Genomic DNA, 20,064 nt, shown 5'->3' on the forward strand with positions numbered 1-20,064 from the left:
ACCGCCCCCGCTTCGTAGAACCGCGCCGCCACCGCGCGGCACGGTCAGGCCATGCTCTTGCCCACTACACCCACATGTGACCGCGCTTCCAATCGCTCACCGCATGAGCAACCCAGACAGGAGAACGACGCGTGTCCAAGGATCCGCGTACTTACACCAGGCGCTGGGCCGCGCGCTGGCCCGTTCGCTCCGGCGTCGCCGTGGCCGCGATCTTCTACCTGATCGAAGCGACAGCCACTGGTGACCCGGTCGGCATCCTGCCGGTCGCAGCCGTCATCGGCGTCATCTTCTGGCTCACTGCCCTCAGTGAGCGCCGTCGAAGAAAGGCGGCACAATATCCCGTTCTGATACACAGTGACACGGGTGCAGGGCTTCTATCAGCACCCGCACTCGCGGTTTGTGCCGGACGCCGTCACAGGACAGTTTCCGGCACGACATGGTTCGGCCGGCCACAAACATGTAGGCAAACCACCGCACGGTGTGGTGCCCAGGGCGGGAACAGCCGGTTGCCGACCTCATGGATAGGGCGCGCGGATGGAACGGATCTTGGTGGTGGGCGTCACCGGCGCGGGCAAGTCCACTCTCGCCCGCGCCGTGAGCAGCCGCCTTTGCCTGCCGTACCACGAGATGGACGCGCTGTACTTCAACGGGCCCGGCTGGGCCGTCAACGACCAGCTGACCGAGGACGTGTCGGGGCTCGCTGCCGGGCCTCGCTGGATCGTCGACTCGCTCGGCTACCCGGAGGTCCGTGATCTGCTGTGGACCCGGGCCGACACCGTGATCTGGCTGGACTACTCCCGGCACGTCGTCATGCCCCGAATCCTGCGCCGGTCCATCCGGCGTACCGTCACGCGCGAGGTCGTCTTCGGCGGCAACCGGGAGACCTGGAGAGAATGGCTGCGCCGGGACCACCCGGTCTGGTGGTCCTGGTCGCAACACGGGCCCCGGCACGACGAAGTCGAGCGCCGCACCCTCGACCCCGCTTTCGCCCCGCTCGACACGCTCCGCTTCGGGCACCCCGACGAGACCGCGGCCTGGGTGGCGTCCCTCTGACCGGATCACGCGCGGGCTCCGCCCCGCGCTCCCCCGTCCTCCAGCGCCGGCTGCACCACGCCCTACGGACCCGACCACTGCGACCACTGCGACCGGCACGGTTCAGGCTGTCGGCGAGGCGGGCGGTGGGATCGCCGTGTCGATGTCGGGCTGCGGCAACGGCAGGGTGAAGGGGAACCAGCCGCTCGGGCAGGAGAAGGTGTCGGCCCTGCTCGCCGAGTTCGCCCCGTCCGAGCGGCGAAAGCGGTGCCGGGCCGCCGCAGCGTACCGGGGCCGTTCTTCGTGCCGCGGGCGGGAGCGCGGCACCGTCTGCGGCGCGGACTCCGCGCGCCCTCACCGCCCTGTGATCGGACCCGCAGGCGAGGAACGGCCGGTTCCCGTCAGGTGCCGCAGGTACCAGGACCGGTACTCGGCGAACCGCTGCTCGAAGCCCGGTCCGGGATGCTCACCGGTGCGCGCCCAGACACGGTCGCAGTCGTACCAGTGGTCCCGGGTGAGCAAGGCGTACTGGTGGTCCGTGAGTCCGGGCATGGCGCGCGCGGTCCGGGCACGGTGCGCGTACGCGGGCTCGCCGTACTGCGGCAGCGGCAGGCCCAGCACGCGGTGCATGGCCGACAGCAGGCGGTCCATCGGCACCGGCTCCGGGTCGGCCACGTGGTAGACGTCGGGGCCCGTCGGCGCCTTCGCTCCGCATGCCAGGGACACGGCGCAGCGCGCCAGATCGTCCACGCTGACCATCGATGAGCGCGGCATCGCCCCCGCGGGCCATCCGGGTACCCGCGCGAGCAGTCCGGCGAGTGTGGGGACGACCCACACATCCCCCCGCCCGTAGACCAGATGGGGCCGCAGAACCAGGCCGCCCGCGTCCAGGACCGCACGCTCGGCGCGCAGGCGTGACGCGCTCGCGGGGGATGCCGGGGCCGGGGCCTGCTGCAGCTCGCGCACCCCGCGGTGGGGCCCGGGACCGTACACGGACGTGGTGCTGACGTAGACGATGCGGTCGACTCCGGCCCGGTGTGCCTCTGCCAGCAGGGCCAGGGTGCCGAGATGGTTGACGGCCTCGCAGCGGACCGGATCGCGCCCGACGTAGGAGGCGGTGTGCAGCAGGGTCGTAACGCCGGTGCACACGCCGTCCAGTGTCTCGGGTTGGGTCAGGTCGGCGCGTACGTAGCGCACGTCGTCGGCGGGATCCGTCTCGGGCGGGGTGCGGGAGGACAGGACGCGGATCTGCGGACGGGCGGACCCACGACCGCGTGACCGCAGTTGGCGCACCACCGCGGTACCGATGAATCCGGTACCGCCGACGACGAGGACCGTCTCCATGCCCATCTCAGCCGTCCGCGTCCGCGAGTACCAGGACCCGGCAGGTTCCCGCTGCCGTGCCGGGCCGGTGGAGGCCTACGGTCAGGGAGTACTGGTCCGCGGCCTCGCGCTCGGGGTCGTACACCGGGGCACGGCACGGGGTGGACTCGGTGAGGAAGTGGTGTCCGGTCAGAATCCGCAGGGTCTCGTGCGCGAGCAGCAGCCGCGTCTGGCGTGTCGGCTCGGCTAACAGCATGGGATCGCGCCAGCGGTTGTGCACGGATCCGTAGCGGCTGCGCCCGCACGACCGCCGGGCCCCGAGGCGATGGGGGTCTTCGTCGGACAGCCACCCGGCGAGCAGGAACTCCGGCACCACCGCGCGGTGCACCGGGCCGCGTGGAACGCTCTGCTCGAAGAGCTCGGGGATCCGGTTCTCGAACTCCTGGGAATTCGGCCTGCCGGTTCGACGAAGCGCGGACATCCTGGACCTCCTGGCATGCGTGATGTGCGGGTGAGCGCAATCTGAGCAGGACAGACACCGGGCTGGAACGCCCTTGGATGTGCGGCGGGACCAGTTGAGAATACTGGCCGACTGGTTTTTTTGAACCTGGAGAGCAGGCTTGGCACATGCCTCGGTCATGGTGGGCACCGAAAGAGCGGAGGACGCCACCCGCACCAGGTGATCTGGACACTCGCGAACGCCCGGACTATGCCCATGGCCACGTCGCCGAGGTTCGCCTCGGGCCTGATGTCCCCTCGCTCCTGAGCGGGCGTCGCCCTTTCCGCGGCCCGGGATCGTGCCCGTCGCCACCCGGCTGGTGTTGATCGCGGAAGACCTGTTGGGTCGCTGACCCGCAGGCAGCGTGAGCCAGGAGTCCCCCTGCTTCAGCTGGGGGTGGATTCAAAGATGGGAGCCTCCCGACGCGTCGATGCGCTGGCCGGTGACCCAGCGTGCGGCGTCCGACGCGAGGAACGCGACGACGTCGGCCACGTCCGACGGTTGTCCGATCCGGTCGAAGACCGACAGCGAAGCCATCAGGGCCGCTGCCTCCGGGGTGGCTCGCTTGCCGCGGTTCATGTCGGTCTCGACGAAACCCGGTGCCACGGCGTTCACCGTGATTCCCCGTTCCCCGAGGTCCTTCGCCAGCGCGAGGGTGAAGGTGTCCACGGCTCCTTTGCTCATCGAGTACACGATCGACTCCGGGTAGGCGATCCGGGTCACCGCGGACGAGATGTTGATGATGCGGCCGCCTTCACGCATCCGCTTCAGTCCGTGCTGCACGACGAACAGCAGCGACTTGGTGTTCACGGCGAAGAGCCGGTCGAAGAGCTCGGGCGTCACCTCGTCGATCCGGGCGGATCCGCTGACTCCCGCGTTGTTGACGAGGATGTCCAGCGACGGTTCCGCGCCGTGTCCGGCCACCCCCGCGTCGAACTGCTCGTAGAGCGATTCCACCTCACCGGGAACCCCGAATCGCGCCCGGATGCCAAAGGCGCGCGCGCCTTGGGACCTGATCTCCTCCAGCGTTTCCTCGGCCGCTGCCCGGTCACGGGAGAAGTGCACCGCGACCAGGGCGCCTTCCCGCGCCAGTCGCGTCGCGATGCCCCGTCCTATCCCCCTGCCGGCACCGGTGACCAGTGCCGTCCTTCCCGTCAACGAACCCACGCTGTCTCCCTCTTGAGATCAACTGGAGCGCCGTTGGTGCTGTGTCAGCCGTGCCGTGCGTCACGGGCAGCCCGCGTCCGCAGCCGTTCGGATCCGGTCGGCCTCACCCGCGGGTACCGGGAGCGGGAGTGTGAGCCGCCACGGACGGTTGAGCCAGTTCTCGCTCTCCCCCGCCGGAACACCCATCCCTGCCGGAACCTCGACCCCGGACACGGCCGCGGCCGCGCCGCGGTGATCAGCTTAAGCGCGGACGCATCGGCACCACCGGCGCCGGTTCGGCCTGAACGGCGTCCCGCCGGCTCATACGCGCGATGGCGTGCCGATGAGCATCCGGCTATCTGCGTCACAGCGCCCTGCCAGGCCGGGGCGGTTCTTGGTCCTGGCCCATCGCCTTCTTGGCCCATGAAAGACAGAACGAGGACACGTTCGCGGTCCCTCAGTCGAGGCAGAACTCGTTGCCCTCGATGTCCTGCATCACGAGGCACGACTCGTTGACTCCATCGGCACGCAGCAGTCGCACGCGTTCCGCGCCGAGTTCGATCAGTCGTGCGCACTCGGCCTCGAGTGCGGCCAGGCGCTCCTCACCCACGAGCCCGGTGCCGACCCGCACGTCGAGATGAACCCGATTCTTGACGACCTTGCCTTCGGGAACGCGCTGGAAGAACAGTCGCGCGCCAACACCTGAGGGATCAACGCAGGCGAACGCCGAACCCTGACGCTCAGGCGGCAGCGAGCGATCGAAATCGCCCCACGTGGCAAACCCCTCCGGCGGCGGCGGTACGACGTACCCCAGCACCTCGCACCAGAAACGAGCGACGCGCTCAGGTGCTGCGCAGTCAAAAGTGACCTGGAACTGCTTGATCGACGCCATCGGTCCACCATAGTGGCGCGTGCTGTCCGCCGAGACCTGGGATGTCATCGCCTCGCGGAGCAGCGTCGGTGCACGGAAGTCGTGTTGGCTGCCGTCGAGTTGGCTGTGACCCGCTTCAGCGAGCCGGAGCGCGGAGTCCGCGGCCGGTCATGAGCGTGAGTTGTTCCGTGTGTCGTGCTCCGCCACCTTCGGCTCGTTGTCCAGCCAGCGCCGACACACCGTCCAGTGGATCCGGGGACTCCCGTCGTCCTTGAGATACACGTCGGCCACAAGGTCCCGAGAGCACGACGTTTTCCCGTGCGCGCTGCACAGGGTGTCGTCGCCCTGCGGCACGGGCCTCTTCCACCGCTCGATCTCCACAATGTCCGACTTCATGCCAGGCAACGTACCTCTGCTGCCTCGGCTGGTCCTGGGGCCCGGGGCCGGAATGGTCAGGAGCCGAGCAGCGCTCGGGCGATGGCTGTCTGCTCGGGCTGGAGGGTGATCGCGCCGTCCTCGATGTCCCAGAGGCAGTTCTGCAGGACGCGGCCGAGTGTCCATCCGGCGGCCCGCTCGCGGTCCAGGCCGACGACTTCCGTCATGAGGTGGAAGCGACGGCGTACGGCTCGGGGGACGTCCGAGGCGCTGGTGGCGTCGTCCCACCGGTTCCGCAGTGCGGGCAGCAGTTCGAAACCGGGGTCGCCGGCAAGGGGCTTGGGATCGATGGCGAGCCAGGGAGCCCGTCCGGGGACCTGCGCGGACGGCAGCGGGGCGAGAACGTTGCCGTAGTGCAGATCCCAGTGCAGAAGCCGGTCGCCGGGCTCGTCCAGCAGTTCCCTCATCGCTGCCGCGCACGCAGCCAGCAGCCGTCGCTCGGAGGGGTCCGCCAGCAAGCGGGAGTACGGGGGAACCCGGTCGAGCATGGCCCGGGCGATGTCGGCCAGTTGCCGCAGGCCGGCGGGGGCCGGAGCGGCGGCCAGGTGTGCCAGCAGTTCGGAAAGGTGCCTCAGAGCCGCGGTGCCGTCGGGGACGGTCTCAAGGGACCGGGTGGCATCAAGGCGTTCCAGGAGCATGGCCCCGGAGTCCGGGTCGCTGTTCAGCAGTCCGACCGCGTGGCGGGTGCCCCAGACGCGCAGGGCGAGCGGCTCGCCCTGCGTTTCCTCATCGACGGGCTGGAGCTTGAGTACGGCGGGCGAGCCGTCGGGCTGGAGCACCGGCAGTACGAGTGCGACAGCCCCGTGCGCGGGCGGCCCGTCCAGTCGCAGACTCCAGCGGTCCACGTACTCCTCGGCCAGAGCCGGCAGGGCAGCGGTCCAGGATTGCCAGGCATCGCCGTTCCGCGCGGCGGCCAGGGCCGCCGGCACGTGGACCTGGGGCTGAGACCGGCTGAAGGCCACGACGCTCCCGAATGGCAACGGTGCTGGGATTCCAGCGTGCCTGACCGTCCTCGGCGGAACACGGCCGCGGCCGCGCCCATTTCTCCCGACGTCCTTCACCACGGGCAGGTGGGTGCCCGTGATCGGCGTCGGCGTCGGCGTCGGGGCAGCGCGCCGGCTGCGTCCGTTTCCCGGTGGCGGGGCTCCCGGCACGGTGGCCGGCCGGTGACCGGCGGGCCGCCGCTGTCCGGGTGAATCCGGCCAGGTGATGAGTGGCAGTCGGCGAGCCTGCGGGAAGGCCCTTGCAGACCCGACAAGCGATGGGCAGGGAGCGTTCCGATGCCGAAGTTCCTCATCCAGGCGAGCTACACGCCTGAAGGCGCCAAGGGGCTGCTCGAGGAGGGCGCGAGTGGCCGCCGTGCCGCCGTCGAGCAGGTCGTCACCGGTCTCGGCGGCACGGTCGAGGCGATGTACTTCGCCTTCGGTGAGGACGACATCGTCCTGATCATCGACTTCCCCGACCCGGTCTCCATGGCCGCCGTCAGCCTCACCGTCAAGGCTGGCGGCGCCCTTCGCACCCGGGCCACCCCGCTCCTCACCCTCGACGAGATCGACGAGGCCGCCCGCCGGCAGGTCCCCTTCCGCGCCCCTGGCGCGTAGCGGACAAAGAGACCTGCGGGTTCACGTTGGTCATCGCGCGGGCGACCTCCTCAAGTGGATCCGGACCCACGACGGCCGGCTCCTCGCCGCTGCGGGAAAGGAACTCCGGCGGCGAGGAGCGCGCCGCGGGAGGCGACCGCCGTCATGGCGGCCGGCCGGGCCCGAAGATCCCTTGCCCGACCGGGGCCGGGGCTCAGCGCACCGGGAAGCCGAACGAGTAGCCCTGTTCCTTGAGCCAGGGGAGGATCCGGCGCAGGGCCTCGACGGTCTGGGAGCGGTCGCCGCCCGCGTCGTGGAACAGGAGGGTGGGCCCGTTGGGCAGTTCCCGTTCGACGGTGGCGACGACGGCGTCCGTGCCCGGCCGCTCGAAGTCCTTGGAGTCCACGTTCCAGCCCAGCGGGCGCATGCCCCGGGAGGCGGCCAGTTTGCGGCTGTAGGGGGTGAAGGCCCCGCCGGGCGCCCGGTAGTACATCGGCCGGACGCCCCCGGACGCCTCGGTGATCATGCGTTGGGCGTCGAGTATCTGCTGCGACTGGTATGCCTGGGACTTGGTGTCCATGGTGGTGTCGTGCGACACCGAGTGGTCGCACAGCCGGTGCCCGGCGGCGACCACCTTCTTCACGAGGTCCGGGTGGGCCTGCGCCTGCGTCCCCACCATGCAGAAGGTGGCCTTCACCCCGTACTCCCGCAGTACGTCGAGCACTTGAGGGGTCCACACGGGGTCGGGGCCGTCGTCGATGGTGATGTTGACGCCGTGCGCCCCCTTGTCCGAGGCGTGCGCGATGGTCACCGCCACCGCTTTGACGTCGCTGCCCGGCGTGGCCGACGCGGCCGCCCGGGGCGACGCGCCGCTCACGGCACCGGCCTGCGCGGTCCACACCGAGGCGCCGACGGACAGCACCGTCACCCCGAGGGCTGCCCCGACCACCTTGCCGTACCAGCCCCGCCCGCCGCCGTGCCGTGCCATGTCCGCCCCGCTTTCGCGCAGTTCCTCGCCGGTTCTTGGTCGTCTTGCGACCACATGGCAGGACGAGGGGCGGCGGCCTCGGGATGCGTCCGTTACCGATCACGAACAATTCCGGTGGAGTTCACGGACAACTCGGCGGGCACGGCCGGACCCGGGCCGGGCAGATTGGCCCGCTCCCGCCTTCCGGTCAGCGGTGCCCACTGCGGTGGCCCGTCGGAGTAACGTCCCTCGGCGGCTACGGAGTTGAGGTCGGAACATGCCGCGATCGTCGTCGGGGGCGGACGTTGCCGGCCCCGTCCGCGACGACACGTACGTCGACAACCGTGCCCGCCTGCTGCGTGGCAACGTCCGCACGGCAGGCGGCCGTTGCCACGGGCCCGTCGGGCGGGCCGACGGGCCGGGCCCGGCCGGCGAGAACGCGGTCCTCGGGCGCGGAGGGACAGCGGTTGCTCAGGCGGTTTCCCGCAGGACCAGGTGGGTGGGGGTGATGACCGGGTGAGGACGGTGGCCGGTTCGGGTGCCGGACGCGTCGTCTGTGGCCTGTATCCGTTGGAACAGCAGGCGCGCCATCAGGCGGCCCATCCCCTCGATGTCCTGGTGAACCGTCGTCAGCAGCGGTTCGCCCGTCTCCTCCAGGGGCGGCAGGTCGTCGAAACCGATGACCGCGACGTCGTCGGGCACGCTGCGCCCGTGTTCCTTCAGGGTGCGCAGCGCTCCGCGGGCCATCAGGTCCGATGCCGCGAAGACCGCGTCCAGGCCGGGGCTGCGGTCCAGCAGCTGTCTCATCGCGTCCGCTCCGCCCTGCACGGTGAAGTCGCCCTCGGCGATCAGGTGGGGCGGGCCGTCCGGCAGTACGTCCCGGTATCCGTCGAGCCGGTCGATCGCGGCTGCCTGGTTGAGTGGGCCGGTGATGGTCGCGATGTGCGCGCGTCCCTGGGCGAGCAGGTGGCGGACAGCTTCCGCGGCGCCGCCGCGGTTGTCGGCGTCGACGTACGTGTACCTGTGCCCATGGTGTTGCGGGCCGGGCAGTGGCCGTCCCCCGAAGACGGCGGGCAGGCCCATCCGGTCGACCGTCTCCGGAAGCGGGTCGTCCACGCGCAGTGAGAAGAGCAGTGCGCCGTCCACATGGCGGCCGCCCAGGAAGTTGCCCACCCGCGGGTAGTCGTCCGGCTCTTCGATGAGCAGGAGCACCAGCTGCGCGCCCTGTTGGACGAGTTCCCGACGGATGCCGCGCAGGTGCCGGTCGAAGAACGGGTCGACGAAGAGCCGGTTCTGGGGTTCGGTGACCACGACGGCGATCGCGTTGTTGCGGCGGGTGACCAGGCTTCGGGCGGCCTGGTTGGGCACGAAGCCGAGCTCGGCCACCGCGCTGCGGACCCGTTCGACGACGGCTGGGCTCACCCGCGGCGAGCCGTTGATCACGCGGGACACGGTGGAGCGTGACGCCCCGGACTGCCGGGCCACGTCCTCCAGCGTGGGGCGGTGTCCCTGGGGGCGTGCGTTCAACCGCTCTCTCCGATCATCCGCAGCAGGTCATGGGGGACCTGCTGCGCCGCCTGTTGGACCTGATAGCCGTCCTCGCAACCGGCCGGGAACACGAAGTCCACGCCGGCCTTCTGCCGCAACTGCCGCAGAGCCTCGTCGAGCGGGCCACCGGGAGCCGGCCGGGCCGCGGCCGTCAGCAGGTCCTGTGTCCGTGTGCGCAGTCGGTCGGTGCGCAGTCGGTTGGTGCGTCGCCGCATCGGGGCGCTGATCCGTGCGGCCGGGTCCGGGAGAGTTGCCAGAGCGGGGGCGGCGCGCTCGGCGACCGGCGTCGGGGGCCGGTGGGGCGCCGGGCTCGTCATGAGAGCACCGCGCGGTGGAAGACCGGGCCGTCGGCGCTCGGGGTGCCCGTGCCGTCCAGGACCAGATCGGCGTGGTGGTACGGGCGTTCTGCCTCCGTGTAGCGGTCCTCCGCGGGCATCCACCCGTCGACCCACTGGCTCTCGGCTTCGGCGCCGTCGCGCTCGAGACCGCGGCTGAGCCGCAGTTCACGGGGGGTGTGGCAGTAGACGCGGTAGGTGTACAGGTCCCTCACGCCGGCCCGGGTGCTGTAGACGCCCTCGATGACGAGGGGGATGTGGGCGGGGATGTCGTGCCACTCGGCGAGCCGGTCGCTGTCCCAGTCGTAGCGCTGGTAGCGGACGGTTCCGTCGGCGAAGGCCGGGCGCAGCACCTGGCGTTCCAGCCGTTCCAGGTCGAAGTCCGCGCCGAAGCCGTCGGGGCGTTCGTCGTCGCTGGGGCGGTAGAAGTCGTCGACGTGGATGACGGCCGCGCCGGGCAGGCGCTCGGCGAGCAGCGCGGCGAGGGTGCTTTTGCCGGAGGCCCCTGGACCGTCGACGCCGACCAGGATCCGGCGGCCGGTGCGGTCGCCGCGGGCGCGGATCTCTGCCGCGATCTCGTCCAGGTCGCAGGCTTTCCGCGTCTGCATGGTCATCCCATCGTGATCGGTCGCGCGCCGGGGCCGGGCGGCCTTCGCGACGGGTTTCGGTCCGGTGGGTCCGGATGGTGCCGCGAGTCTGCCAGTGCCGGCCTGCGGGTCAGAGGTGGTTGAAGGGTGCGGCGTAGGCGAAGGTGCCGCGCAGGGTCGGCTCGTACGCGGAGAGGGTGCGTACCTGGAAGTAGTCGCCGTAGTCGGGGTCCGGTGCGGTGATGCCGTAGTGCGTGCTGGGGCGGAAGCCGTAACGGCCGTAGTACGCGGGGCTGCCGAGCAGTGCGACGAGGGGTTCACCGAGTGCGTCCGCCGCGCCCAGTGCGGTGTGGACGAGTGCCAGTCCGACGCCGCGGCGCTGGTGGTCGGGGTGCACGCTGAGCGGGCCGAGTCCCAGGACCGGGGCGGTGTCGATGTGCCCCCGGGTGCAGATCACGTGCCCGACCGCCTCGTCCCGCTCGTTCACCGCCACGAGTGACAGCTGTGGCAGCCAGCCCTCGCAGTCGCGCAGTTCGTCCAGCAGTGCGGTCTCGGCGGGGACCGGGGTTCCCGGTTTGGTGAACGCTGCTGTGGTGAGGGCGCGTACGGCTGGAATGTCGGCGGGCGTTTCGCGTCGGATCAGCACCGGGACAGTCTGGGTGCCGAAGTGGCGCGGGTGCAAAGGGATTTGGCTCTGCCGAACCACAGCGCGCCGCTCGCGTCCTCAGGACGCGGATAGCGGGATACCCGGGTACCGGGGCGCCGCGGGCGCCGTCGGGACCCGGAGCGAGGCGCCGGGTGGAGTTCTTCGCCCGGCAGGCGGTGGAGAAGGCCGGCAGGACGGCGTGCTCCGACGGGGGGCCGGGATACGCCGCCCCGGGGTGGGACGGGTTTGCGGGCGGGGTCGCGTTGTCATGACGGCTGGGACCTGTCCCGTCGATCAGGGCGGAGGGGACCTGCGGTGCCTGGTCGATGCCGATGGACCGCTGCTCGTCAGGAAGATCCCCTCGCCCCACGCCGAGATCATCACGACGCGAAGCAAGGGGACCGGGCTACTGCCGAACCGTGGCCTAGGCGGGGTCGCGGTCGAACTGGGCCTTCGACCAGCGGTAGCCGAGGAGGCTCAGGCCCAGGCACCAGGCGAGGGCGATCCACCAGTTGTTGCCGATCTCGGTGCCCAGGAGGAGTCCGCGCAGGGTTTCGATGGCGGGGGTGAAGGGCTGGTACTCGGCGATCGGCTGGAACCAGCCGGGCATGGAGTGCAGGGGGACGAAGGCGCTGGAGATGAGGGGCAGGAGGATCAGCGGCATGGCGTTGTTGCTGGCCGCCTCGGCGTTGGGGCTGCCCATGCCCATGCCGACCGCGATCCAGGTGAAGGCCAGGGCGAAGAGTGCGAGCAGTCCGAACGCCGCCAGCCATTCCACCACCGTGGCGTCCGTGGAGCGGAAGCCCATGGCGACGCCGACGGCGCCGACGAGGACGACGCTGATGATGGCCTGCAGCACGCTGCCGACGACGTGTCCGAACAGGACGGAGCCGCGGTGGATGGCCATCGTGCGGAAGCGGGCGATGATGCCCTCGTTCATGTCGGTGGCGACGGAGACGGCGGTGCCGACGACGGTGGAGCCGATGGTCATCAGCAGGATGCCGGGGACGATGTAGGCGATGTAGGCGGAGCGGCCCTCGCCGCCGCTCATGGTGTTGCCGAAGATGTAGACGAACAGCAGCAGGAGCATCACGGGGGTGAGCAGCAGGTTCAGGGTGAGTGAGGGGTAGCGGCGGGCGTGCAGGAGGTTGCGGCGCAGCATGGTGGACGAGTCGCGTACGGCGAGGGAGAAGGAGCTCATCGCAGGGCCTCCTTGGGCTGGTTGGGCCGGCTCGGCTGGTTGGGTACGGCGTTGCCGGTCAGGGCGAAGAAGACGTCGTCGAGGTCGGGGGTGTGCACGGTGAGTTCGTCGGCTTCGATGCCGGCGGTGTCCAGCCGGTCGAGGATGGCGCGCAGTTCGCGCTGGCTGCCGTCGCTGGGGAGTTGCAGGGCGAGGGCTTCGTCGTCGCGGGATGCGTCGTTCAGTGAGGCGGCGGCCGCCTGGTAGGCGGCCGGGTCGGTGAAGCGGAGGCGGATGTGTCCGCCGGGGATGAGGCGCTTCAGTTCTTCCGCGGTGCCCTCGGCGGCGATCTTGCCGTTGTTGAGGACGGCGATGCGGTCGGCGAGTTCGTCGGCCTCCTCCAGGTACTGGGTGGTGAGGAAGACCGTGGTGCCGCCGGTGACGAGTTCGCGGATGATCTGCCACATGTTGTGGCGGGAGCGGGGGTCCAGGCCGGTGGTGGGTTCGTCGAGGAAGATGATGCGCGGGCTGCCGACGAGGGTCATGGCGATGTCGAGGCGGCGCTTCATGCCGCCGGAGTAGGTGGAGGCGGGCTTCTTGGCGGCCTCGGTGAGGTCGAAGCGCTCCAGGAGTTCGGCGGTGACGCGCTGTCCCTCGGGCTTGGTGAGGTGGTGCAGGTCGGCCATGAGGAGCATGTTCTCCTCGCCGGTGATCAGGCCGTCGACGGCGGAGAACTGGCCGGTGACGCCGATCGCGGCTCGTGCGGCCTGCGCCTCGGTGGCCAGGTCGTGGCCGCCGACGTGGATCTGGCCGGAGCCGGGGTCCGGGGAGATGAGGGTGGAGAGGATCTTGACGGCGGTGGTCTTGCCGGCGCCGTTCGGGCCGAGCAGGGAGAAGACCGTTCCCGCGGGGACGGTCAGGTCGATGCCGTCGAGGACGACCTTGTCTCCGTAGGACTTGCGCAACCCGTGCGCCGCGATGGCCGAGTTGGTCATGGGGGGGTGCTCCTTTAGAGGCTGCGGGCGGTGATGTCGCCGTGGGCGGTGGTCGCGTGGATGGTCAGGCCGGGGGCGGGGTCGGTGTTCTTGAGCGTGTTGCTGATCCGGCCGTAGGTGGTGCCGGCGTCCAGGGCGGCGGAGACTCCGTGGGCGGCGCCGACGGTGATGTCGCCCATCTGGGTGCCCAGCGTGAGGGTGCCGCGCGTGGCCTCGGTGATGTGGATGCTGCCCTTTTGGGTGCTGATCTCGGCGGGGCCGTTCAGGCGGACGACCGTGATGTCGGCGTCGAGGCCGGTGAGGCGGACGGTGTCGGCCTCGTCGAGCTTGACCGAGCGGTGGGCGCCGTCGAAGGCGACGTCGCCGAGGCGTCCCACGCCGCGGAGTTCGGCGGCGGCGGCCTTCGCTTCGATGCGTGAGCCGGCGGGCAGTTGGACGGTCACCTCGACGGAGCCGGAGGGGCCGAGGATCCGGTTCCTGGCCTCCGGGGCGTCGATGCGCAGGACGCCGTCGGCGTAGGCGATCTTGATCTGTTCGGCCGCCTTCACGTCGCGGCTCTTGGAGGGATTGGCGGGCAGGATCTCGACGGTGGTGTCGGTGCGGTCGGCGGCGATGAACTGGATGCGTCCGGCGGGGATGTCGAGGACGGCCGAGACGGGGGCGGGGGTGTCGAACTTCTGCATCGTGCTCTCCTTCTCCGGCATTGCGCGCCCTGTCGGCCCGCTGTTTCCGATGACAGAAACGCTACGTTGCATTCACGGATCCAGCAACAGAGCTGTTGCGTCAAACCGCCATCTTCGCAGGTAGTTGCTCGAAATTTGTTGCAATGGTTCCATGCTTAATGCAACATCCCCCACAGGATTCGTTGCAATGGATTGGAAGTGAACGCTATAGCGGGTGGAGACATCACAGACCGCAGGACAAGACCGTGACGCCGGGCGGAGGACTCGCCCAGCAGCGGGAACGCCGGCGGATCACACTGTGACCGGCCGAAGCATCCCCTGCACCGACACCGCCAAACGCCTGAACCACACGGGCCTCGGCCATCACACGCAAGGCCATGCACAACAGCGGCCCCACGTCTGCCGGCCACCCTCGCTCACCGAGCCGCCGAACACCCAGTCGCTCCAACTTCCGCCCGGTCAGGCGCACTTCAGGGCAGGGACGTACGACGCAGGCGGTGGCCGCGCCCGCTCCGGCGAGCAGCGACCGGCACGACCGGTCCGCCGGTCCGACGCATACCCTTGCTGAGGCCGGGCGGCGACGGTGACGGCTCTGGGCGTCAGCGCCGCAACTCGTCCCGTCCCGGCCGTGACGCTGTCCGACGGCTCCGGCGTCCAACGGCCCCGGCATGTCGGCCTCCAGCGGCCTCAGCCGGTGAACATCCGGTGCTGAGCGGACGTCTTCGAGCAGCCCCGGAAATCGACGTGCGCTACCGCCATCGGTCGGACCGTCGGTCGCGCCAGCGCTCCAGCCTCCACACGGCGAGGACGATGAGGGCAAAGGCGATCCAGGTGACGACGAATGCGATCGGGCCGCTCTCGTGTTCGGTGGCAGTCGCGAGGCCGGAGAGGACGGTGACCGCGCCGGCTCCGGCGATCATCTTGCAGGTGAGCGGGAATTCATCTGCGTCGCCGCACCGGGCCGGCTCGTGCATCCTGCGGCGCAGCCGGTCGGCGGCGTACAGCGCGAGCACTCCGCCGATCAGCATGGTCAGGCCGGCGCCCAGGGCGAGACCCGGATTGGTCGTCGGCGCCTCCTCCGTCTCCTGAACGCGCCCATGGAAGGTGATGTCAGTGCGGCGGCCGTGCCAGACGACCACTCCGATGCGGTCGCCCTTGCGCAGCCTCGACAGCACCGGCCCGGAGTCGTCGAGGTCGATCCGGCCGGCTACCGACGGCGGACCCGCGACCTTCACCCAGTAGGAACTGCTACGACCGGTGGAGTTCTCCAGTTCCCTGACCACGGCAGGGATCCCCCGGGTTTCCGGGGCGGCTTCGTAGGCACGCACAGTGGAAAGGCTGTGGCGATACGGCACCGCCAGCACGGCAGCTCCGCCGAGGAAGAGGAGCAGCGCCAAGGCCGCCAGCCTCCACGCTCGTCGCCCGGCTTCCGATGTCCTGTCCATCGTCGCCTCCCCGGGAGGTTCGACTCGGGACAGGCAGGGAAGGTTGCGCCCCGTCGCAGTGGCACGGGCGAGGTCCCGCCCATCGCGGCAGGACACCCCCGGAGTCCAGCAGGGACTGCGTCAACTCCACTGTCGCGGCGGCGCACTCGGCGGATGCTTCACCGGCACCGGCACCGGCCTCGTCCGCGCCCCGGCCATCCCTTGATCTTCGCAGGGAATCCCGGCCTTCGGGCCGGGCGGGAATGCGATCCTTGGCCCGCAGGCGCGAAGCGCCGGAGTTCGCTGCGTCTGGGGGGTCAGGCCGGCCGTTTCTGGCTCTCGATGTACTCCTTGACGATGCTCAGTGGCGCGCCGCCGCAGGAGCCGGCGAAATACGACGCGGCGCGGTGGAGGGCTGCGGTAGGAGTGGGGACATGGCCAGAAGTGCCCATCACATGCGCCGCGACGCTGCCCGCTCCGGGCAGGCGGCTTCGCGTCCCTGGAGTCCGTGGCGGGCAGTCCTGGTGCGCGACCTTCGCTACAGCTCGGAGCGCTTGCGTTCAGCTGCGCTGGAGGGACGGCGCCCATTGCCGCAAGAGGTACAGCGGTCCGTTGCCGTGTACTTCTTCGCCCGCAGTGACACCCGAGGAGGGTCGGTGGCTGCTCTCGCCTGCGTCGAGGAGCGGCGCGCTCGTCAGATGACACGACGTCAGCTGAATCTGCTCCGAACAGGGCTGGTGCCGGACATCGAGATCGAGCCCGGACGTCACAGGCACAGCGCTCGTTGGTTTGCCTAGGGCCTGTCCGGCGGATCTTCGTGGCGCCCCCGGTCGCATACGCTGAGGCCGTCGCTTCTGATACCCGGCGCCCCGTCAAGGAAGACCAGTTGACTCCGCATTCCCTTGCGTTCTACATGGACGTGATCGCCTCCGGAACGGTGCTCGGTGCCAATCCGACGGATAGTCCCGACCGGGTGACCGCGATGCTGGGTTCTGATTTCGCCGAGAACTCCCTTGACGACCACAGCATGTGGCGCGACTACGGAATGGTTGAGTTCTTCTGGATTCGGGAAACACCGGACCATCCTTGGGAGGGGCACCACTTCACCTTGCAGGTGCATCGGCTGTCGTACTGGGGCGGCAGCATCGTCAACAGGGCAATTCGCGACCGGTACGGGCGCTTCGACCGCCACCTCCGGTTCGACAAACTGGAGCGGCTGCTGGGGAAGCAGGGTGTACCCCTGGAAGACGCCCCGGACGTGAATGCTCCGACCTTCACACGGCACTGGCAGCCTGCTTCACAGGTGTCCGTCATGGTGTTCCGGGCTCACGAAGAATGGCGACAGCGTCGGCGCGGCGGCGATCGTATCGGAGATGTGTACACCATCCAGTCATCGGTGAGTGCCGAAGGGGTGGCGCGGGATAGGGAGCGCTACGGCCGTCAGGACAGCCGGGAGCTGTCCGGCAGGTCCTCATCGGAGCCATAGCCGCATCGCGGCGAGGGTGACGGTGCCGTGGAAGACGTACGCTCTCTTGTCGTACCTGGTCGCCACGGCCCGGGAGCCCTTGAGCGCATTGATCGTCCGTTCAACTTCGTTTCTGCGCTTGCAGATCGTTTTGTCGCCGAGGCGGACCCGTCACGGACGACGCGGTCGCCGTCGCGTCCTGCTGCACGGCCGTCACCCCAGAAGCCCCCCCGGACAGCCCTCAGTTGCTTCTCGGTGAGGGGCGCGGCGATGCCGTTGATCGCCGTCGTGCAGGTGAACTTCAGCTTCACCCCGAGAGGCTCGGGCTGCTGGGAGGGAATGACTCGCTCCAGTTGTCGAGTCGAGCACACCCCCCTTCTTCGAAAGGCACTTCACCATGCGTCGCACCGCTGCCGTCATCCTGGGAACCGCTGCCCTCCTCGGCGTCCTCGCGGCGCCCGCCTCCGCCGCCCCCGGGGGCGGCACCGTCGACACGACCGTCGCCGCGGTCACTGCCACGGCGGGGAACGCGATCGTGGGCGTCCAGAGCGTCATCAGCAACGCCACCGCCGGCCTGTAGCCGCCACCCCCGGCGCGGGCGCCACCCGCGCCGGGGGCAGCCCGGGTCAGCACGGAAAAACGTGCTACCGCATGGGCGGCTTCCGTCAACTCCCCCGCCCCAAGATGCCGCCGCGCCGCCTGCGGCTCGCGCCATCCATGAGGGGCTAGGTGCGAAATGGGTTGCAGGGCCTGGCAGTTGGGTGCACCGGTGCCCTTTGCGCCCGATGGCCCCTGCGGTGAAGCGGTCAGGCGGCGCGGCAGAGTGCCGCCGGGCCGGCGGGTGCCGTGGTGCGGGCCAAGGTCGCGGTGCGAGCCGGTGCCGTGGTGCGGGCCGCGGTCACGGGTACCGGTACGGGTACGGGAGGGGCGGTGCGGGCGGGGGCCGCGTCCTGCGCGTGGTTGCGCGCGAAGACGACCAGGCGCAGGACCGCGAACCGCGCGACACCGGCGAGTGCGGAGGCGGACAGGTAGACCACCTGCTCAAGTACCGCACCGGGTGCCGCCACCAGTTGCTGCAGGACGAGCATCGCCGCACAGGTCACCACATACGTGGCTGCCGCGGACCCGGCCGACTGGGCGTGTTGGCTCCAGGTCGCGCGTCCGCCCGCACCGAAGGTGAAGCGGGCGTGCAGTTCGGTGGCGAGGAGCGTGGAGACCACGGTGATCAGGGCGTTGGCCAGGCCCCAGGGAATCCAGGAGGCGAGGGCCGCCACGGCGAAGCTGGAGGCGAGTCCCACTCCGCCGCCGCAGAGCACGAAGCGGGCGAAGGCGGTGCATGCGCCGGGTGCCGTCTGCTGCCGGCTCTGTGCTGTTTCCATGACCCCACCCCTTTGACTGCTCGCTTCGCGGAACGTGCGCCTCTCGACCCTGCGAGGCCTGCACTCATTGTTTCTTACAACGGAAACGCTACGTTGCATTCATGGATTCGGCAACAGATTTATTGCGCTCAATCGCCGTAACCGCAGGCAGGGGTGGGAGAAATCGTTGCAATGGTCTTAAGTCTAACGCAACAGCCCGCCCTCCGTTCATTGCAATGAATGGAGGGTGAACGCTACACGGCACCGCCCGGCCCGCCGGCGCATCGGGTGCGCCGGCGGGCCGGGGCGCCGGTCGTGCCTTCAGCGCTCGCCTCTCACCGCTCACTGCTCACCGCGGTCGTGGGCGGCGACCTCGCGGACGGCCTCGGCGATGGCCGCGAAGTCCTTCTTCAGGATCGCGTCGTGGTTGCTGGCGACCTTTGCGCTGATGCGGATGTTCGGGTTGCGGGCGGTCACCGCGTCGAGGCCGGCGCGGATCCGTTCCTGCTCGTCGCCCTTGCTTCCGAGGGACGCCCCCGAGGCGACCACGTACCGCGCCGGGACGGTGATGCCGTCCAGCACGGGGCCCAGCTCGCTCTCGCGGGCGAGCCTGCCGAGTTCGATGTTGGTGTTCGCCATCTGTTCGGCGTTCATCCGCGGGGTCAGGCCCGTCGGGCGCAGCAGCGGCAGGAACCAGCCCATCCGCCGGAACAGTTTCCGGATCCGCTTCTCCATGGCCTCGTCCAGCCAGTCGTACGGCTGCGCGCCCTCGACCAGGACCGCGCCCAGGGCGCGTTCGGGGTTGCGGCCGGCCCAGTGTGCCGCGACGAAGGCCCCGTAGGACCAGCCCGCCACCAGGGCCCGGTCCACTCCCCTGGCCGCGAGGACGGCATCGACGTCCCGGACGGCCGCTTCGAAGGAGTAGTCCGCCGAGCGCTTCGATTTGCCGCGGGCCCGTTCGTCGTAGGTGATGTGCCGCCATCCCGGACCGAGTTCGGCGATGACCCGCCGCCAGTACCCCTGGGTGGCGAACTGGCCGTTGAGGTAGACGACGGGGATGCCGGGACCGCCGGTGTCGGTGACGGCCAGGGCCGTGTCGTCGACCGGCACCATGCCGGTCCATGTCGTGCCGGTCGCGGGAGTGCTGTTCTTCTTCATGTGGCTTCTCCTGGTCGCGCGTTGGGTGTCCTGGACGGCTTCTCCAGGTCCTGCCGGTGGGTCGCATGCTCCCCTGAGGGCGGACGGCCGGGCCCTTGGCGGCGACCGGCGGGTTCTCGGTCGTGGTGGGCCCGGTCGGCAGTCCTGGTTGGTGCTTTCAGAGGCTGCGGGCGGTGATGTCGCCGCGGGAGGTGGTGGCGCGGATGTCGAGGTCGGCGGTGCCGTCGTTCTTGAGTGCGTTGCTGACGCGGCCATGGTCGGTGCCGGCGTCCAGGGAGGCCGAGACGCCGGGGGCGGCGGCGATGGAAATGTCGCCGGAGCGGGTGCGGAGCACGACCGTGCCGCGTACGGCCTCGGTGATGCGGATGTCGCCCCTTTCGGTGCTGATCTCCGCGGGGCCGCCCAGCCGGCCGACCTCGACGTCGCCGTCGGTCGCGGTGAGGCGGACGCTCGCGGCCTCGTCGATCTTGATCTGGCGGTACGCGCCGTCGAAGGCGACGTCGCCGAGGCGTCCGACGCCGCGGAGTTCGGCGCTGGCGGCCCTGGCCTCGACGCGGGAGCCGGCGGGCAGCTGGACGGTGACCTCCAGGGATCCGGAGGAGCCGAAGAGCTGGTTGCCGGGGTCCGGGGCCGTGATCCGCAGGACGCCGTCGGCGTAGGTGACGGTGGTCTGCTCGGCGGTCCTGGTGTCGCGGCTCTTGGAGGGGTTGGCGGGCAGGACCTCGACGGTGGTGTCGGTGCGGTCCGCGGCGATGAACTGGATGCGTCCGGCGGGGATGTCCAGGACGGCGGAGATCGGGGTGGGGGTGTCGAACTTCTGCATGGTCTTCTC

General features: G+C 70.2%; 22 protein-coding genes and 2 pseudogenes. 4 read left to right on the forward strand and 20 right to left on the reverse strand.

Translation table 11 applies throughout. The annotated features are described in order from the left end of the window. The first annotated feature begins 534 nt into the window (after positions 1–534). Positions 535–1,053: an adenylate kinase gene (locus N4G66_RS28335; RefSeq protein ID WP_261707072.1), complete on the forward strand. Its 519-nt coding sequence runs from the start codon at positions 535–537 to the stop codon at positions 1,051–1,053. Positions 1,054–1,386: 333 nt separating this feature from the next. Here the strand turns inward: N4G66_RS28335 and N4G66_RS28340 are convergent, their stop codons facing one another. The 6 genes from N4G66_RS28340 to N4G66_RS28365 all read right to left on the reverse strand — a co-directional run bounded on the left by N4G66_RS28340 (position 1,387) and on the right by N4G66_RS28365 (position 6,268). Continuing rightward, the gene (locus N4G66_RS28340; protein WP_261707073.1) at positions 1,387–2,382 is read right to left on the reverse strand and encodes an NAD-dependent epimerase/dehydratase family protein; all 996 of its coding nucleotides are present in this window, start codon (positions 2,380–2,382) and stop codon (positions 1,387–1,389) included. Between the two features lies 1 nt (position 2,383). After that, positions 2,384–2,836, reverse strand: coding sequence for an AfsA-related hotdog domain-containing protein (locus N4G66_RS28345; RefSeq protein WP_261707074.1), 453 nt, complete (start codon positions 2,834–2,836; stop codon positions 2,384–2,386). 420 nt (positions 2,837–3,256) lie between these two features. Then, positions 3,257–4,021 (reverse strand): SDR family oxidoreductase, encoded by a 765-nt coding sequence (locus N4G66_RS28350; protein WP_261707075.1) that lies wholly within the window; start codon positions 4,019–4,021, stop codon positions 3,257–3,259. 436 nt (positions 4,022–4,457) lie between these two features. Continuing rightward, on the reverse strand, positions 4,458–4,892 hold the full coding sequence (locus N4G66_RS28355) for a VOC family protein (RefSeq protein ID WP_261707076.1): 435 nt from the start codon (positions 4,890–4,892) through the stop codon (positions 4,458–4,460). Between the two features lie 147 nt (positions 4,893–5,039). Next, positions 5,040–5,267, reverse strand: a complete 228-nt coding sequence (locus tag N4G66_RS28360; protein ID WP_261707077.1) for a hypothetical protein — start codon at positions 5,265–5,267, stop codon at positions 5,040–5,042. Between the two features lie 56 nt (positions 5,268–5,323). Next, entirely contained in the window at positions 5,324–6,268 is a 945-nt protein-coding gene (locus N4G66_RS28365; protein ID WP_391858892.1) for an aminoglycoside phosphotransferase family protein, read from the reverse strand. 318 nt (positions 6,269–6,586) lie between these two features. On the opposite strand from N4G66_RS28365, the gene N4G66_RS28370 reads away from it, so the two are divergent. Continuing rightward, positions 6,587–6,907, forward strand: a complete 321-nt coding sequence (locus N4G66_RS28370) for a GYD domain-containing protein (protein ID WP_261707078.1) — start codon at positions 6,587–6,589, stop codon at positions 6,905–6,907. A 193-nt stretch (positions 6,908–7,100) separates the two neighbouring features. Here the strand turns inward: N4G66_RS28370 and N4G66_RS28375 are convergent, their stop codons facing one another. The 10 genes and pseudogenes from N4G66_RS28375 to N4G66_RS46235 form a co-directional block, all read right to left on the reverse strand. Further along, positions 7,101–7,874 carry a polysaccharide deacetylase family protein gene (locus tag N4G66_RS28375; protein ID WP_261707079.1) on the reverse strand — a complete coding sequence of 258 codons (774 nt, stop codon included), beginning with the start codon at positions 7,872–7,874 and terminating at the stop codon, positions 7,101–7,103. A gap of 450 nt (positions 7,875–8,324) precedes the next feature. Continuing rightward, positions 8,325–9,380: a LacI family DNA-binding transcriptional regulator gene (locus N4G66_RS28380; RefSeq protein WP_261707080.1), complete on the reverse strand. Its 1,056-nt coding sequence runs from the start codon at positions 9,378–9,380 to the stop codon at positions 8,325–8,327. Further along, a complete protein-coding gene (locus N4G66_RS28385) occupies positions 9,377–9,718 on the reverse strand; it encodes a hypothetical protein (RefSeq protein WP_261707081.1) in 342 nt (113 codons plus the stop codon). Before N4G66_RS28385 ends, N4G66_RS28380 begins: the two co-directional genes overlap by 4 nt. Next, positions 9,715–10,344 (reverse strand): uridine kinase family protein, encoded by a 630-nt coding sequence (locus tag N4G66_RS28390; RefSeq protein ID WP_261707082.1) that lies wholly within the window; start codon positions 10,342–10,344, stop codon positions 9,715–9,717. The genes N4G66_RS28385 and N4G66_RS28390 overlap by 4 nt, the downstream gene beginning before the upstream one ends. Positions 10,345–10,453: 109 nt before the next feature. After that, a complete protein-coding gene (locus tag N4G66_RS28395) occupies positions 10,454–10,969 on the reverse strand; it encodes a GNAT family N-acetyltransferase (RefSeq protein ID WP_261707083.1) in 516 nt (171 codons plus the stop codon). A gap of 424 nt (positions 10,970–11,393) precedes the next feature. Then, positions 11,394–12,170 carry an ABC transporter permease gene (locus tag N4G66_RS28400; protein ID WP_261707084.1) on the reverse strand — a complete coding sequence of 259 codons (777 nt, stop codon included), beginning with the start codon at positions 12,168–12,170 and terminating at the stop codon, positions 11,394–11,396. Further along, positions 12,167–13,144 carry an ATP-binding cassette domain-containing protein gene (locus N4G66_RS28405; protein ID WP_261707085.1) on the reverse strand — a complete coding sequence of 326 codons (978 nt, stop codon included), beginning with the start codon at positions 13,142–13,144 and terminating at the stop codon, positions 12,167–12,169. The genes N4G66_RS28400 and N4G66_RS28405 overlap by 4 nt, the downstream gene beginning before the upstream one ends. 14 nt (positions 13,145–13,158) lie before the next feature. Then, positions 13,159–13,827, reverse strand: a complete 669-nt coding sequence (locus tag N4G66_RS28410) for a DUF4097 family beta strand repeat-containing protein (RefSeq protein WP_261707086.1) — start codon at positions 13,825–13,827, stop codon at positions 13,159–13,161. 749 nt (positions 13,828–14,576) lie between these two features. Further along, positions 14,577–15,272, reverse strand: coding sequence for a hypothetical protein (locus N4G66_RS28415; RefSeq protein WP_261707087.1), 696 nt, complete (start codon positions 15,270–15,272; stop codon positions 14,577–14,579). 296 nt (positions 15,273–15,568) lie between these two features. Beyond that, positions 15,569–15,652 (reverse strand): annotated as a pseudogene (locus tag N4G66_RS46235) (IS200/IS605 family transposase); the annotation flags it as partial. Positions 15,653–16,164: 512 nt separating this feature from the next. On the opposite strand from N4G66_RS46235, the gene N4G66_RS28420 reads away from it, so the two are divergent. Beyond that, entirely contained in the window at positions 16,165–16,737 is a 573-nt protein-coding gene (locus N4G66_RS28420; protein WP_391858893.1) for a hypothetical protein, read from the forward strand. Here the strand turns inward: N4G66_RS28420 and N4G66_RS28425 are convergent. After that, a pseudogene (locus tag N4G66_RS28425) lies at positions 16,723–16,872 on the reverse strand (IS5/IS1182 family transposase); the annotation flags it as partial. The gene N4G66_RS28420 and the pseudogene N4G66_RS28425 sit on opposite strands and share 15 nt — an antisense overlap. Before the next feature lie 241 nt (positions 16,873–17,113). On the opposite strand from N4G66_RS28425, the gene N4G66_RS28430 reads away from it, so the two are divergent. Beyond that, on the forward strand, positions 17,114–17,296 hold the full coding sequence (locus N4G66_RS28430; RefSeq protein ID WP_261707089.1) for a hypothetical protein: 183 nt from the start codon (positions 17,114–17,116) through the stop codon (positions 17,294–17,296). Between the two features lie 226 nt (positions 17,297–17,522). Here N4G66_RS28430 and N4G66_RS28435 read toward each other — a convergent pair whose 3' ends face one another. The 3 genes from N4G66_RS28435 to N4G66_RS28445 form a co-directional block, all read right to left on the reverse strand. Further along, positions 17,523–18,095, reverse strand: coding sequence for a hypothetical protein (locus N4G66_RS28435; RefSeq protein ID WP_261707090.1), 573 nt, complete (start codon positions 18,093–18,095; stop codon positions 17,523–17,525). 321 nt (positions 18,096–18,416) lie between these two features. Then, positions 18,417–19,232, reverse strand: coding sequence for an alpha/beta fold hydrolase (locus N4G66_RS28440; protein ID WP_261707091.1), 816 nt, complete (start codon positions 19,230–19,232; stop codon positions 18,417–18,419). A gap of 157 nt (positions 19,233–19,389) precedes the next feature. Further along, positions 19,390–20,055, reverse strand: a complete 666-nt coding sequence (locus N4G66_RS28445) for a DUF4097 domain-containing protein (RefSeq protein WP_261707092.1) — start codon at positions 20,053–20,055, stop codon at positions 19,390–19,392. Between the last annotated feature and the right edge of the window lie 9 nt (positions 20,056–20,064).

The sequence above is a fragment of the Streptomyces rhizosphaerihabitans genome (genome assembly GCF_025399795.1).
GTDB lineage: Bacteria > Actinomycetota > Actinomycetes > Streptomycetales > Streptomycetaceae > Streptomyces > Streptomyces rhizosphaerihabitans.